The organism is Shinella sp. GW835-FHT14H05, from assembly GCF_058793575.1.
This window is the reverse complement of sequence record NZ_JBXAFY010000001.1, coordinates 500,417-514,088: the sequence shown is the minus strand read 5'-3', so window position 1 is coordinate 514,088 and position 13,672 is coordinate 500,417. Positions and strand designations below refer to the sequence as shown.

The following is a 13,672-nucleotide window of genomic DNA, read 5'->3' as shown; positions in this document are numbered from 1 at the left end:
CCGCAGCACCACCAGATGTTGAACTTGTCGCAGCCGAGTGTGGCGGAACCTTTGAAAAAAGCCAATCGGCAAGGCGCTAAGACAGAAAAATATAATAAATCATATTTTTCAGCACCCTAAGGGCAGAGACAAGAAAGCCGCCGGCAGCTTCGAAACCATACGGTTTTCATCAAGCTGCACGGCGGCTTTACCGGAGCGCCATTCGTTGGACGCTTCTATCTCGGTCCCCTCTGGACCTGCCTAAGAGAAGCAGGAAGCGTGCCAAGTCAGTGAGATGCAAAATAGAAAAATGATTTCATATTACTAAAGGCGCAGCTAACAAACACCGGTGCCGGCCGCCTGTTCCGATCCTGGCCAATTCTTGTGCATCGCACAAAACTTGGGCGTATTTCACCGCCCAACAAAAAAGCGGCCCGGTTCAACCGGGCCGCCTTCGTTTTGTCCGCCGAACGGGAAGGCTCAGAATTCTTCCCAGTCCTGCGCCGCCGTTGCCGTGGCGGCTTGCCCGCCGCCGAAGGCGCGGGTGAGCTTGTTGCCGAGCGCCCGTGCGCCGGATGCGGCCGGTCGGTGCGCGGCGGGGGCGACCGGACGGGCCGCGACAGCACCCGTTGCCAGGCGGAACTGCGAGATGAGGCTGTTGAGGGCGGCGGCTTCCGTCGCCAGCGCATGGCTTGCGGCCGTCTGCTCTTCCACCATGGCGGCGTTCTTCTGCGTGCCCTGGTCGATGGAGTTCACCGCCGCGCTGATCTCGTTGAGGCCGGTCGACTGTTCGCGCGCCGAGCGCACGATCGCTGCAACGTTCTGGTCGATCTCCTGCACCTGGTTGACGATTTCGGACAGCGACGAGCCGGTCTCGCCGACCAGCGCCACGCCGAGATTGACCTGCTCGCCGGACTTGGTGATGAGCGCCTTGATCTCTTTCGCCGCATTCGCCGAGCGCTGGGCTAGTTCGCGCACCTCCTGTGCGACGACGGCAAAGCCCTTGCCTGCCTCGCCTGCGCGCGCCGCCTCGACGCCGGCATTCAGCGCCAGCAGGTTGGTCTGGAAAGCGATCTCGTCGATCACGCCGATGATGTTGGAGATTTCGCGCGACGAGTTTTCGATTCCGCTCATGGCGCTTACCGCCCGGCGCACGACGTCGCCCGACTTTTCGGCACCGGCACGGGTGCGCTCGACGAGCTGGCCGACATCTTCTGCCCGCTTGGTCGCGTCCTTCAGCGAGGTCGTGGTCTCTTCCAGCGCCGCCGCGGTCTCTTCGACCGAGGCCGCCTGCTGTTCGGTGCGCTTGGCGAGATCGTCGGAGGCCGCGCGGATTTCCGCGGAGCCGGCCTGGATGGCATTGGCATTGCTGCCGACCGAGCGAAGCGCCGATTGCAGCTTTTCGACCGAAGCGTTGAAATCGTGGCGGACCTCGTCGAGCGAACCGGCAAAGGCCTGCTCGATGCGATGCGTCATGTCGCCATCGGCGAGCTTCTGCAGGCCTTCGGCCAACGCCTCGACGGCGATGCGCGTCTCCTGTTCGCGCAAGGCGGCTTCTTCGGCGCGGTGGCGGCGCTCCTCTTCCGAGAGCGCACGGTTCTGCGCGGCCTCGCCTTCGAGGCGGACCTTGGCAAGCGTCGCATCGCGCAGCACGGCGAGCGAGCGGGCCATTTCGCCGATTTCGTCCTTGCGCTCGGATTCCGAGAGATCGACATCGGTACGGCCAGCGGCGATTTCGCTCGTCGCGGTAATGACGGTGGCGAGCCGCTTGCGGAAGCGGGCGGCCAACGCCCAGCCGATCGCGATCATCAGGCCCGCCGCAATGGCGATGACCATGATGGAGGTGAGAGCAAGGTTCGACAAACTGGCGAACAGAACGGATTTCGGCACAGAGACGACGACGAACCAGATTGACCCGGGGTTCAAGTTGACAGGAACGGCAACCTTCATGGAGGCGACGCCAGTCTCATCCGTGACCTCAAAGGCCTTGCTGGGGTTGTCGATCAGCTGCTGCCAGGCAACAGCGTCAAGACCGGAATCCTTCAACGGCTTCCCGAGCGCTGCGCTGTCCGGATGGCTGACGATACTGCCGCCGCTGCTCAAGAGTGCGACGTAGCCCTCACCCAGCGGCTTCAGCTTGGCGATATCGGTCGCCAGCGCATCGAGTGCAATGTCGGTACCGGCCATCCCCTTGAAGGCGCCATCGAGCATGAGCGGCGCCACGAACGACGTCATCAGCGTGTCCTTGCCGCCGACATTGTACATATAGGGCTCTGAGAGGTAATCCTTGCCGGTCTTCTTTGGCACCTGGTAATAGTCGCCCGGTCCCGGCTTGTCGTAGTCGACCAGCGCCTCGATTACCGTGCCGCCGTTCGACCGAATGGCGTATGGAATATAGCGGCCGGTAGCGTCGTGGCCGGGTTTGCTCGTATACTCGGCGTCCTTGCCGTCGAAGGCCTCTGGTTCCCAGGCCGTATAGACACCCACAGCCATCGGGTTGTCCAGCAGCAGCCGCTTCAACATTCCATCGAAAACTTCACGGCTCGCTCCACCGCCCTCTTTCATCGCGACGAGCGTAGAGCGCATGTTCCAGCTCAGCGTCTTGACCTGCGCGAAGGTGGTTTCCACCTTGCCGGCGCTCGCCTCCGCGGCATTTACCATTTCGGAAATCGAGCGTTCCTCGACGGCGCGGTAGGAGAGGAAGAGCAGCACGCCCGCCGTCGCGACGGTCGTGGCAACACCGGCCGCCACGATGGCGAACATGTTTCGGGCAGTCGCAGTCTTGGGCAGCATCAATCGTCTCCTCGCAACCGTGCGGAAAATCCGGACCGGCAATCATCGGAACTGGCGGAACATGCCGGCGGACGCGGCGGAGCAGAAGACGAAGTCATTTCGCAGGGCGGCAGCGTAAGCGACCCTTGGTTTATGAAACGATAAAATTCGAATGAACTGATAATGGAACAGAAAGGGAGGAAGAACGCTCTATAGAAAAGGGCACTTCGGCCCGTTGGCGCTGCGAACGAAAAGCGCGTTCAGGAAAAGTGAACAATCCGTTCGCCCGGCCCGGTCTTCCGACAGCCCATGCGAGAGGCGATATTCACCTCGACGCAAGGCCCCGATAGCGGGGTACGCACCAGAACGCCCCGGACGTTTCCGAGGAGGAGTTTCATCATGGCTCTACAGCTCACAGGCATCCACCACCTGACCGCGATCACCGCGAACGCGCCGGAGAACCTGCGCTTCTACACGCACGTGCTGGGCCTGCGCCTCGTCAAGAAGACCGTCAACCAGGACGATACGAGCGCCTACCATCTCTTCTATGCCGACGGGCTCGCCTCGCCCGGCACCGACCTCACCTTTTTCGATTGGCCGGTGGGCCACGAGCGGCGCGGCACGCACAGCATCGCGCGCACCGGCCTGCGCATCGCAAGCCTCGCCACGCTCGAATGGTGGAAGGCCCGCTTTGCCGAATTGAAGGTCCGCGCCGGCGAAATCCGCGATGTCGGCGGCCGCGCCACGCTCGATTTCGAGGACGGCGAAGGCCAGCGCTTCCGCTTCGTCGTGGACGATGCCGGCGCTCCGTCACACCCGTGGGACAAGAGCCCCGTGCCGGCCGAACACCAGATCAAGGGCCTCGGCCCCATCACGCTCAGCGTGCCGGATATCCGCAACACGCAGACCGTGCTGGTGCAGGTCATGAACATGACGGAGACCTCGACCTATCCGAACCCGGAAGGTGCCGGTGACGTGCATGTCTTCTCGATGGGTGAAGGCGGCCCGGCGGCCGAACTGCATGTCGCCGTCGAGCCGGACCTGCCGGCCGCCCACCAGGGTGCCGGCGCCGTGCACCATGTCGCCTTCCGCGCACCGGACGAAGAGGCCCTGCATGCCTGGACGGAGCGTCTGCGCGGCTTCCGCCTGCCCTCCAGCGGCGAGGTCGAGCGTTTCTACTTCCGCTCGCTCTATTTCCGCGAGCCGAACGGCATCCTGTTCGAGATCGCCACCGACGGCCCGGGCTTTGCCGTCGATGAGCCGCTCGAAACGCTCGGCGAAAGCCTGTCGCTGCCGCCCTTCCTCGAGCCGCGCCGCGCACAGATCGAGGCCCGGCTGAAGCCGCTCGCCTAACTCAGATGAAACCCCGGCGTGACAAACGGTCCGCCGGGGTTTTTTATGCCCGTTATCAAGAGGAGAAGTCGGATGACGAAACTGGTGGCCATCTCGGGAAGCCTGCGCAAGGGCTCCTTCAACACGGCGCTGCTGCGCGCGGCGCTGACCATGGCGCCCGACGGCGTGGACATCGTCGAAGGCTCCATCCACGGCATTCCACTCTATGACGGCGACGTCGAGGCGGCCGACGGCATCCCCGAAGCGGTCACGCGGCTGAAGGACCAGGTCGCGGCGGCCGATGGCGTGCTGCTCTTCACCCCGGAATACAACAACGGCATTCCCGGCGTCTTCAAGAACGCCATCGACTGGATGAGCCGCCCCTCCGCCGATATCGGCCGCGTCTTCGGCGGGAAACCCTTTGCCATTACCGGCGCCTCGCCCGGCAATTTCGGCACGCTGCTCTCGCAGGAAGCCTGGCTGCCGGTGATGCGCACGCTCGGCACCGTGCCGTGGTTCGGCGCCAAGCTGATGGTGTCGCGCGCCGGGATGGTCATCCAGGACGGTAAAATCGCCGACGAGGCGACAGAAAAGAAGCTCCGCGATTTCGTCGCCGGCTTTTCAGCCTTCGTCGCGGATTACAAGCGATAGGCGGAACGGCACGAATCAGAAGGGCGCGCCGGTCTCCCGGCGCGCCCTTTTTTGTCAGCCGATGATTCGCTCCTTGTAGGCCTTGGCCAGTTCCGCATCGGCGGCGCCGATATCGTGGCCGGCGGCGAGCAGAGTGTTTTCGACCGAGGCACCGGCCGCCTTCAGACGCGCTTCGAGTTCGGTGGCATGGGTGCCGTAGGGGTCCGACTCGCCGGTGAGCATCAGCACATTCGTGCCCGAAAGGTCGATCTCGGGCCGGCTCTCCAGCACGTTCATGCCCCGCAGCAGCACGGCGTTGCGGATGATGCCCGGATAGAGCTGCATGACCGCGCCGATCATGTTCGCCCCGTTCGAATAGCCGATGAACAGCGTTTTCGCCGGATCGAGCCCGTAAGCCGCATTCGCCTCCTCCACGAAGGCCGCGAAGGCTTCCGCTTCACCGGCAATGTCCTTCTGGTCGAAGGTGAGAGCGGTCAGCCGGCGGAAGAACCGCGGAACGCCCTCATCGAAACTGCGCCCGCGCGGGCTGAGCAACGCCGCACGCGGCGCCAGCCGTGCGCCGAAGGGCAGCAGGCTCGTCTCGTTGCCGCCGGTGCCATGCAGCAGCACGATGGTCGTGCCGTCCGGATCGTCCGGGCGGTGCAGCCGGTGCACGAACGGCAGGTCGCGCTCGCGCATGCGCTCCTCCCCCGGCAGCGAAAACTGCGGAAGCCGCGCCCGGACGTCATCCGGATCGGCCCGGAAATGCCGGGGCACGAACAGCGCGCTGCCAAGCGTCTCCAACGGCTCGTCCACCGTCATGCCGGGGCCGTCCGTCGCATATTCGACCAGCGACCCGCCGGGCTCGCGCGCATAGAGCGAGTGGAAATATTTCCGGTCGTGCATGTTGGTATCGCCCACGTCTTCCGCGGCAAGCCGGGCGGCGACCGCTTCCACGGCGGCCAAATCCGGTGCCCTCAGCGCGATATGATCGATCGTGCCGGTGCCGGGCGCCGAGGTCCAGAAGCCGCTGGCATTGCGGATGTCGAGCACGTCGCCCGCCTCCCCCGCAAGCCGGGTGATGCCGTTCGCCTCGGCAACCGTGCGAAAGCCGAAATGCCCGGCGATGAAGGCCGCCGTCTCCGCCGGCTTTTCCGACAGAATCGTCGCACCGCGGATGCGCTGGACGGCGTCGGCGGCCACAATGTCCTTCGTGACATACGGCGCCGGCCCTTCGACATCCGCCTCGCCGACGAGCTTGACGATGATGCCGTCCGGATCCTTCAGCCGCAGCACGGGTTCGCCGAATTCCTGCGACGGTCCGGTGAGCGCGATATTGTATGTCAGCGCACGCGTCAGCCAGAAGCCGATCGCTTCCGGGCGGATGGAAAGCGCAATCTCCGACGGCTGGCCGAGCCCGACGCGGCCAGGGGAGCCATCTTCCCAGGCCAGGAAGGTGACCAGCGAGCCAGGGCTCGCGGCCGCATCGCCGTAAATCAGGTGGAGCTGGTCGGCGTCTTCGTAACCCGCCGTGCGCTTGACGAGCCGGAGGCCGAGAAAACCCACGTAGAAATCGACATTCGCCTGGATTTTCCGGGTGATCGCCGTGATGTGATGGATGCCGCTTGTCATGGAGCACCTCCTTTCGGTAGGTACACAAGCAGGATTTGGCAACGCGCGCCAGCGGATGGCCGGTGAATGGACTGTCTACAAAACAAGACCGGCCCCGCTGTCGAGCGAGGCCGGCCGATGATCGGCGCGAATGGCGCCAGATTGTTCAGAATCCGGGTTCAGGCGGCCGCAATATTGGCCGGGGACCGCGCCCGCGCCGAGGCGGACGGATCATTGAGGAGACGGCGGATCGCCACGCGCACTTCGTCTGCCGACGAGAAGCGCTGGGAATCCAGATCCCACACGGAATATTTGACCGCGACGAACTTCAGTCGATCCTCATCGGGAACGACAACGCCGACGGCCTCACCACCGATTTCGATAACCTGCTTTTGCATAACAACTCCTGCCGTACCGAGGGCACAGCCAATTCTCATTTGCGCTTAATTCGAAGAGGGAAACCAACTCACATTCGGCGGAGGGCCGTATGCGCTTTCCCTGTAATCGTTTCACGACAGGAGTACGCCACACGCACGGAGGCGATGCAGTTGATATTGTACATGACACACTCCCTCTTGTTGGCGCTGGAGCCTTGAAATGAAGGCTCCAGAGTGTGGACCGGGGGAAACGCATGCGGTCCTCATGCGATGCTCAAACACATAATCAGCTCTCCCTTCTTTGTCAATGGAATCGGCATAATTTTGGAAAAAATTGCTGCCGAATTTGTGTGACAATTCGAATCGCAAAATAATGTTCGCGCTTGCAGCATTTTTCAGGAAAATATGTCGCGAAGACGGATATTCCGGGGAAATGCCGTGGCGCAACCTGGCGGGGCGTTCAAAATCGGAATCTTCCGCTAAACGGGCAAAGGTGCGACATCGGAGCAATTGCCCCAGTTGCACGGCGGACACACCCCTTCAGGGAAGCGGGGAAAAAACGTTGTGGGACCATTCTTTTTTGGACGGGGGCTCGATCTTCCGTCCAAACATGAATAAAGAGTGAATCTCGATTTTGTTCAGTTAATATGCCGCGACGGCCGACAAGGTATGACCATGAATTTCACCAGGACGCTTTTTCCTCTGAGCATGCTCCTCCTGTCGGGCTGCGTCGTAGGCCCCGATTATCAGAAGCCCGACACCGCGCTGCCGGCGAAGTTTTCGGAAAGCAAGGCAACGAGCGGCGAGAGCGTTTCGCTCAATCCGTGGTGGGAATCGTTCCGCGACCGGCGCCTCAATGATCTCGTGCACCAGGGTCTCGGCGAAAACCTCACCGTGCTCCAGGCGCTGGAACGCATTACGGCGGCCGAGGCCAATGTCATCGTCGCCGGCGCCGGCGCGCTGCCGAGCATCGGCGCTTCTGCGGACGCAAATGCCAGCGGCCAGGACGGCAACTACCTGCGCCGCACCTCGGGCCGCGATTCCTCGTCGTCGAAGCAGCTCAATGCCGGCTTGAGCGCCTCGTGGCTGCTCGACTTCTTCGGCCAGTACCGCCGCTCGAAGGAAGCCGCGAATGCCTCGCTCGACGCCGCCTATGACGATGTCAGCGTTGCCCGCCTCGCCTATCTCTCGGATCTCGTGTCGAGCTATGTCAATGCGCGCTACTTCCAGGAAGCGCTGGCGCTCAACCGCAAGAACCTGGTATCGCGCCGCGAAACGCTGAAGCTCACCAACGAGATCAAGGAAGCGGGCGCCGCTTCCAGCCTCGACGTGCTGCAGGCCGAAGGCCTCGTCAACCAGACGCTCGCCGACCTGCCGGCGCTCGAAACCGGCTTCCATCAGGCGGCCAACCACATCGCGACGCTGCTCGGCGTGCCGGCCAGCACGATCACGTCCAGCCTGATCAAGGGCTCCGCCCAGCCGATGCCGCGTTATGCGACGCGCACCGGCGTGCCGGCCGATCTAATCCGCAACCGTCCGGACATCCGCGCGGCCGAGCGCCGCCTGCAGGCGGCAACGGCCAGCATCGGTGTCGCGGAAGCCGATCTCTACCCGAGCATCGAGCTCGGCGGCTCGATCGGCGCAACGCGCAACTTCACCAATGCGGCAACCGGCAACCTGACGAGCTGGTCCTTCGGCCCGACGCTCAGCCTGCCGATCTTCAATGGCGGCGCGCTGAAGGCGCAGGTCAAGATCGCCCGCTCTGAAGCCGAGCAGCAGTACCTGACCTGGAAGTCGACGGTGCTGCAGGCGGTCGAGGAAGTGGAAAACGCCCAGACGGCGCTGATCCGCGACGGCCAGACGGTCGCAGCCCTGCGCAAGGTCGTCAGCACCTTCGAGCAGACCCTGAACCTCGCGCGCGAAAGCTATCGCGGCGGCGCCAGCACCATCCTCGACGTGCTCGATGCCGAACGCAACGTCGCTGATGCCCGCCTCGCGCTCGCTTCGGCAATTCGCCAGCTTGCCCGCGACTACGTGGCCCTTAACGTGGCGATCGGCGGCGGTGCCGAGATCGGCGCGCCGACGGCCGTCGCCAGCAAGTAAGCGTCAAACCTTGAAAAAACCCTCGAGCGCTGCGGCCGTCCGGCCGTAGTGCTCGCGGAGCGCCGCCGCCGCCCCCTCGGCATCGCGCGCCAGCGCAAGCTCCATCAGCCTGCGGTGCTCGCCCGTCACGTCCCGCGCGCCGCCGGTGAGGCTGACCGACAGGCGCCGGTAACGATCGGCGCGCGAAAACAGCTTCTCACAGATCTCCAGCAGGGTCGGCGAACCACAGGCCGCAATCAGCGCCGCGTGAAACGTCGCATGCCGCGCTTCCCAATCCTCCCGCATGGCCGACGGAATGTCTTCGCGCGCCTGCGGAATGCGCGCCATCAGGTGATGCGCGGCAATGAGGCCCGCCTCCCAATCCCCATCCCCCTTCGTCACCGACAGCCGCAGCGCCTCGCCCTCGCAAAGCTGCCGCGCGGCGGTGATGTCGCGCAGTTCCGCAAGCGAGAGGCTGGCGACGCTATAGCCGCGATGATCGTCCAGCACGGTGAACCCTTCCGCCGTGAGCCGCGCCAAAGCCTCGCGCACCGGCGTGACGCTCATGCCGCACAGCGCCTGGAGGTCGGCGAAGCGCAGCCGGTCGCCCGGCTTCACCGCGCCCGTGCGGATCGATTGGCGGATCGCCTCGTAGGCATCGCCCGCGAGCGTGCGCCCGCCCGGCTTCTTCTGGTCCATCGCCCCTCACCATCTTATAAAATCACATGGATTTTCGAAAATCGTTGACTCGATGTAAAACCGGATGGAAGGTGCGCGCAACCGAAATCGGTGAAACGGACAGTTTACGGAGAATCTCATGAAGCTGGTGCGCTTTGGCGCGGCGGGCGCGGAAAAGCCCGGAATGATCGATGCAGACGGCAAGGTGCGCGACCTTTCCGGCTTGGTGGCGGATATTGCCGGCGACGTGCTCGGCCGCGAGGGCCTGAAGCGCCTCGCCGCGATCGATCCGAAGAGCCTGCCACTTGCCCCGGACGACAGCCGCTTCGGCGCCTGCGTCGGCCGCGTCGGCAATTTCATCGCCGTCGGCCTCAACTATGCCGACCACGCGGCGGAAAGCGGCATGGCCGTGCCGAGCGAACCGGTGCTGTTCAACAAGGCCCCCTCCTGCATCGTCGGCCCGGACGATACGATCCTCATTCCGCGCGGCTCGGAAAAGACCGACTGGGAAGTAGAACTCGCGGTCGTCATCGGCGAGCGCGCGTCCTACGTCTCGGAAGCCGACGCGCTCGACTATGTGGCAGGCTATTGCGTGTGCAACGACGTCTCCGAGCGCGCCTACCAGATCGAGCGCGGTGGCCAGTGGACCAAGGGCAAGGGCTGCCCGACCTTCGGCCCGATCGGCCCCTGGCTGGTGACGACGGACGAGGTGGAAACCGGCGACCTCGCCATGACGCTCAGCGTCAACGGCGAACTGGTGCAGAACGGCTCCTCCAGCACCATGGTTTTCAAGGTGCCCTTCCTCGTTCACTACATCTCGCAGTTCATGGTGCTAGAACCCGGCGATGTCATCACCACCGGCACGCCGCCCGGCGTCGGCATGGGCATGAAGCCGCCGCGTTACCTGAAGCCCGGCGACCGCATGGAAGTCTCCATCGCCGGCCTCGGCACGCAGCGTCAGGTCGTGGCCGCAAGCTGATTCGCTTAGCGATCCTCAAAAAGCGAGAGGGGCCTCAAGGGCCCCTCTTCGTCTTGGCAATCAGTGGAAAGTCGCAGGCGACGCTTCGTCGTCGAGAATGCGGAAGGCCTCGTCCAGCGCGGCCACCAGGATGTCCGTCAGTTCGTCCGCATCGTTTTCGAGGAGGAAGAGCGCGACCGTTGCATTGTCCGGATCGCTATAGCGCTCGAGGTCTTTCGACATATCATTGTCCCTTTCCAGCCGGCACCATCCCGGTTAACGGAAAGCATAGGACCGCAGGCTTGCGCATGGCTTGTGCCGGAAAGGCACAGGTTGTGCAAGCGTCAAAGCCATCAACCGCACCAGGATTGATGACGCCCCGTCCACGGTTTCGCGAGGCCTTCCCGCACCATGCGGTGACCAATCGACTGCCCGCCGCGCAGCACCAGATGCGGGGCCGCCTTCGTCTTTCCCTCCGCGCCGCTTTTGGCCGAAACCAGCGTCACGTCGCCCTCGTTCAGGATTTCGCGCAGCCGCAGCTTGGCATCGCCGCCGCGCGAACGCTCCGCATCGCAGCGTGCCTCGGCGATCGCCGGCGCATCGATATCGGCCAGCCGAACCTTGCGACCGGCATAGAGGATCGTGCTGCCGTCGAGCACGCAATAATCGGTCTGCGTCGTGCAGATGAACCATTTTCCAGAAAAGGCGGGCAGCTTTTCTGCCGCAGGCAATGCCTGCTCCAACTCTTCGGCCGGCCGCTGCTTCGGCCGCGGCAAAACGGCCTCCCGCTCCACCGTCTTCGCCTTGCGCTCGATCGAGGCCGTGCGGATCCCGGTCGCCGCCGTTTCCGGCCCCGGCACCCAATTGTCCATATAGACAATCCCGCCCACGACGGCCGCGCCCAGCACATACCAATGCGCCATGCCGCCCCGCCGCGTCGCCGTAGAACGCTTCGTCCCCGACGTCTTCTTCCGCCTGGTCGTCTTCTTCACCATCGCCTGTCTCCTGCGCGAGACAGTGCTACGATCTCTTGAAGATATGGTTACCGGGATGTGGATGCGGCAGGCAAAGAGGCCGACAACACCTCGGTGGACGCTGGCCATTGCCACTCTCGGTCCCGTGCTCTTGCATGCACCCTGCCAAGCATGACATCAAAATCCTGTGCCTCCTGTAGGTGCCGATTTCCCGTCTGGCGGACACTGAGGATAAGGGCGATGCGATTTTTCCATTCCTCGCCCCGTCGGTGCCTCGCCCAAGGAGCCATCGTTCCCCATCCGTGGCGGGTGCATTTCCGGACGCGTCGGATATGATCCGGACTCTGGCGACAAAAGAGTCTGGATAACATGTTGCGCAACCTCGATTTCAGCTCCTGGTACAACCTTCTGGCAACGCTGATCGGGCTCGCCCTGTTCACCCTGATCAGCATCGGCATCCGCCTGATCATGATGTTCACGATCCAGCAGCGCCGGGAGCGCACGAACCGCCAGATCAACGAACGCCTGAAAACCCTCATCGCCGCCTACAAGACCTTGGGCGGTTCCTTCACCGGCAATCTCGCCGTCGATCCCACGCATCTTCGCGATCTGCGACGACGCGCAGAACCATCCGCCGAGCCGGCAGATGAAGACGCGGACGGCATCGTCGCGAGCTCCGAGCGTCGCAGGCGCATACGCGACGACGTCGAGGCCGCACTTTCCGATATCATGCTGCTGGGTACGGAGGCGCAGGTCCGCCTGGCGGAGAAAGCGGCCCGGGAGCTCATCGCGGGCCGTCCCGTCCACACCCACGAACTCGTCGTCTCCCTCCGCGCCTTCATCCGGGAAGCGCTCGATCTCGACCCCGTTCCATCCGACCTGGCAATCCCGATGCAAGGCCCGACCCGCCCGGCAAGCAGCGGCGGCCGCACCAAGGGTGAGCGCGGAAAAGAGGGCTCACGGGGTGGAGGTGAAGGTGGAGGTGGCGGCGGTGGCGGCATGGGAATGGGCGGCGGCCTAGGCCCTGCCGGCGGAGGCGAAGATCCCACACCGGCGGACCGGAACTGACAGCGAGATTTGAGAAGGTGACGTCTTAGGCGGCGGCGGTGGTAATGACGAACTGTCTGGCGACATGGGTGGCGACACGCTATCCGGCGGTCCGAGAATGGATATCCTGGACGGCGGCCTGGGCAGCGATGTACTCTCAGTTGGGCTCGGCATAGACACGTTCATCTTCGAGAAGAGTAGCCGCCTACCTCAAATTGGCAAACGCGCGGCATCTCCCAATCCCGCGACGGAAGGTCGTGACTCGCGCGTGACATCCGGCGCCGAACACTACCGGTCTGGCACAACCGCCCTTCCCGATACGTAGATCAAATCAACAAGCCGGGTATATGCTTACCCCTAATTGGGGAAGCGACCATGCAGGATGTTATCATCAGAGCCTATACGAATGGAGGCGTCCGTGAACTATTGGCTCTCATCCCTGTCCCTGACGACGGCTGCGCTACCGATAGCCAACTGATTGCCTTGGCGATGATAGCGCTTCGAGAGCAGGGACGGTTTGCAGATACCGAGATCGAGACCTTCCAGTATCGGCTGGACCGCCCAAGGGCATCAACGCTCCAGTCCCCATTCCCGCGACGCCTCCAGGCGCTGTAGCCGAACGGTTCCGCGGCCGGAAGCGACTGTGGGCGGAACACTCGACCAACGGCAAGGCGGCCCTGACGAAGCGATCAATTGATGAGGGTCGGCTGCGAATACGCTCGTTTCGTCACAGGGCAACCCTCTTGGATCTTGGTCCAGGACGAGACGTTGAGCTTCATCTCACAGCGCGCGAGGTAAGAGCCTCCATCAACCCTCAGGCAGGAGGTCTGGCCAAGCTCGAACATGACACCACGATTTCGGCATTTGCAATTGTGGGCATCCGCCAAGGTGGGGATCGAGGCAATTGCCAAACCAGCGACGAGCACTCCAACACGCATGGCTGATGCTCCCAATGATATGCAGGCAGATTACACCTGTCCGCCAGCATCGTCAAAGCGAGCGACCGATCAGCCGAGCGGCATCGCCGGCGGTAACCTACGAAATCAAAATCAAGGGACCATGTGGCCAGCTTAATCGATGCGGAACTACCAGTGGTTCCGGCTGGTAGCGGAGGAGGGATTCGAACCCCCGACACAAGGATTATGATTCCTCTGCTCTAACCTACTGAGCTACTCCGCCGACCGAAGGGACGATGGAAACGAGGTCCGTTTTCCGTCCGGTGGGCGGCTTAT

The 13,672-nt window shown here is 63.4% G+C and carries 12 protein-coding genes and 1 tRNA gene; 5 read left to right on the top strand and 8 right to left on the bottom strand.

The genetic code is table 11. From position 1 onward, the window contains the following. Positions 1-459 precede the first annotated feature (459 nt). Positions 460-2,772: a methyl-accepting chemotaxis protein gene (locus AC1Q6Z_RS02470; RefSeq protein ID WP_492646606.1), complete on the bottom strand. Its 2,313-nt coding sequence runs from the start codon at positions 2,770-2,772 to the stop codon at positions 460-462. Positions 2,773-3,150: 378 nt separating this feature from the next. Between AC1Q6Z_RS02470 and AC1Q6Z_RS02465 the strand changes: the two genes are divergently transcribed. Next, positions 3,151-4,104 (top strand): ring-cleaving dioxygenase, encoded by a 954-nt coding sequence (locus AC1Q6Z_RS02465; protein WP_492646605.1) that lies wholly within the window; start codon positions 3,151-3,153, stop codon positions 4,102-4,104. Positions 4,105-4,176: 72 nt separating this feature from the next. Beyond that, positions 4,177-4,734, top strand: coding sequence for an NADPH-dependent FMN reductase (locus tag AC1Q6Z_RS02460; protein ID WP_492646604.1), 558 nt, complete (start codon positions 4,177-4,179; stop codon positions 4,732-4,734). A gap of 54 nt (positions 4,735-4,788) precedes the next feature. Here the strand turns inward: AC1Q6Z_RS02460 and AC1Q6Z_RS02455 are convergent, their stop codons facing one another. Next, positions 4,789-6,345: a VOC family protein gene (locus AC1Q6Z_RS02455; protein WP_492646603.1), complete on the bottom strand. Its 1,557-nt coding sequence runs from the start codon at positions 6,343-6,345 to the stop codon at positions 4,789-4,791. A gap of 158 nt (positions 6,346-6,503) precedes the next feature. Next, entirely contained in the window at positions 6,504-6,722 is a 219-nt protein-coding gene (locus AC1Q6Z_RS02450; RefSeq protein ID WP_435266157.1) for a hypothetical protein, read from the bottom strand. A gap of 654 nt (positions 6,723-7,376) precedes the next feature. On the opposite strand from AC1Q6Z_RS02450, the gene AC1Q6Z_RS02445 reads away from it, so the two are divergent. Continuing rightward, the gene (locus AC1Q6Z_RS02445) at positions 7,377-8,804 is read left to right on the top strand and encodes an efflux transporter outer membrane subunit (protein ID WP_492646602.1); all 1,428 of its coding nucleotides are present in this window, start codon (positions 7,377-7,379) and stop codon (positions 8,802-8,804) included. 3 nt (positions 8,805-8,807) lie between these two features. Here AC1Q6Z_RS02445 and AC1Q6Z_RS02440 read toward each other — a convergent pair whose 3' ends face one another. Continuing rightward, positions 8,808-9,482 carry a GntR family transcriptional regulator gene (locus AC1Q6Z_RS02440; RefSeq protein ID WP_492646601.1) on the bottom strand — a complete coding sequence of 225 codons (675 nt, stop codon included), beginning with the start codon at positions 9,480-9,482 and terminating at the stop codon, positions 8,808-8,810. A 118-nt stretch (positions 9,483-9,600) separates the two neighbouring features. Between AC1Q6Z_RS02440 and AC1Q6Z_RS02435 the strand changes: the two genes are divergently transcribed. Then, a complete protein-coding gene (locus AC1Q6Z_RS02435) occupies positions 9,601-10,440 on the top strand; it encodes a fumarylacetoacetate hydrolase family protein (RefSeq protein WP_492646600.1) in 840 nt (279 codons plus the stop codon). A gap of 60 nt (positions 10,441-10,500) precedes the next feature. Here AC1Q6Z_RS02435 and AC1Q6Z_RS02430 read toward each other — a convergent pair whose 3' ends face one another. Together AC1Q6Z_RS02430 and AC1Q6Z_RS02425 are read right to left on the bottom strand one after the other, a co-directional pair. Next, positions 10,501-10,662 (bottom strand): hypothetical protein, encoded by a 162-nt coding sequence (locus tag AC1Q6Z_RS02430; RefSeq protein ID WP_256121037.1) that lies wholly within the window; start codon positions 10,660-10,662, stop codon positions 10,501-10,503. Positions 10,663-10,772: 110 nt separating this feature from the next. Then, a complete protein-coding gene (locus AC1Q6Z_RS02425; RefSeq protein ID WP_492646599.1) occupies positions 10,773-11,414 on the bottom strand; it encodes a thermonuclease family protein in 642 nt (213 codons plus the stop codon). A 348-nt stretch (positions 11,415-11,762) separates the two neighbouring features. On the opposite strand from AC1Q6Z_RS02425, the gene AC1Q6Z_RS02420 reads away from it, so the two are divergent. Beyond that, the gene (locus tag AC1Q6Z_RS02420) at positions 11,763-12,461 is read left to right on the top strand and encodes a hypothetical protein (RefSeq protein WP_492646598.1); all 699 of its coding nucleotides are present in this window, start codon (positions 11,763-11,765) and stop codon (positions 12,459-12,461) included. Between the two features lie 668 nt (positions 12,462-13,129). On the opposite strand, the gene AC1Q6Z_RS02415 is transcribed toward AC1Q6Z_RS02420, so the two are convergent. Next, entirely contained in the window at positions 13,130-13,378 is a 249-nt protein-coding gene (locus tag AC1Q6Z_RS02415) for a hypothetical protein (RefSeq protein WP_492646597.1), read from the bottom strand. Between the two features lie 164 nt (positions 13,379-13,542). Then, positions 13,543-13,619 (bottom strand) — tRNA-Met (locus tag AC1Q6Z_RS02410). Positions 13,620-13,672: the final 53 nt, after the last annotated feature.

Coding starts and splice junctions, on each gene's coding strand:
- AC1Q6Z_RS02440 (WP_492646601.1), bottom strand. CDS start 9,482: ATGGACCAGAAGAAGCCGGGCGGGCGCACGCTCGCGGGCGATGCCTAC.
- AC1Q6Z_RS02430 (WP_256121037.1), bottom strand. CDS start 10,662: ATGTCGAAAGACCTCGAGCGCTATAGCGATCCGGACAATGCAACGGTC.
- AC1Q6Z_RS02465 (WP_492646605.1), top strand. CDS start 3,151: ATGGCTCTACAGCTCACAGGCATCCACCACCTGACCGCGATCACCGCG.
- AC1Q6Z_RS02470 (WP_492646606.1), bottom strand. CDS start 2,772: ATGCTGCCCAAGACTGCGACTGCCCGAAACATGTTCGCCATCGTGGCG.
- AC1Q6Z_RS02445 (WP_492646602.1), top strand. CDS start 7,377: ATGAATTTCACCAGGACGCTTTTTCCTCTGAGCATGCTCCTCCTGTCG.
- AC1Q6Z_RS02460 (WP_492646604.1), top strand. CDS start 4,177: ATGACGAAACTGGTGGCCATCTCGGGAAGCCTGCGCAAGGGCTCCTTC.
- AC1Q6Z_RS02450 (WP_435266157.1), bottom strand. CDS start 6,722: ATGCAAAAGCAGGTTATCGAAATCGGTGGTGAGGCCGTCGGCGTTGTC.
- AC1Q6Z_RS02420 (WP_492646598.1), top strand. CDS start 11,763: ATGTTGCGCAACCTCGATTTCAGCTCCTGGTACAACCTTCTGGCAACG.
- AC1Q6Z_RS02435 (WP_492646600.1), top strand. CDS start 9,601: ATGAAGCTGGTGCGCTTTGGCGCGGCGGGCGCGGAAAAGCCCGGAATG.
- AC1Q6Z_RS02425 (WP_492646599.1), bottom strand. CDS start 11,414: ATGGTGAAGAAGACGACCAGGCGGAAGAAGACGTCGGGGACGAAGCGT.
- AC1Q6Z_RS02415 (WP_492646597.1), bottom strand. CDS start 13,378: ATGCGTGTTGGAGTGCTCGTCGCTGGTTTGGCAATTGCCTCGATCCCC.
- AC1Q6Z_RS02455 (WP_492646603.1), bottom strand. CDS start 6,345: ATGACAAGCGGCATCCATCACATCACGGCGATCACCCGGAAAATCCAG.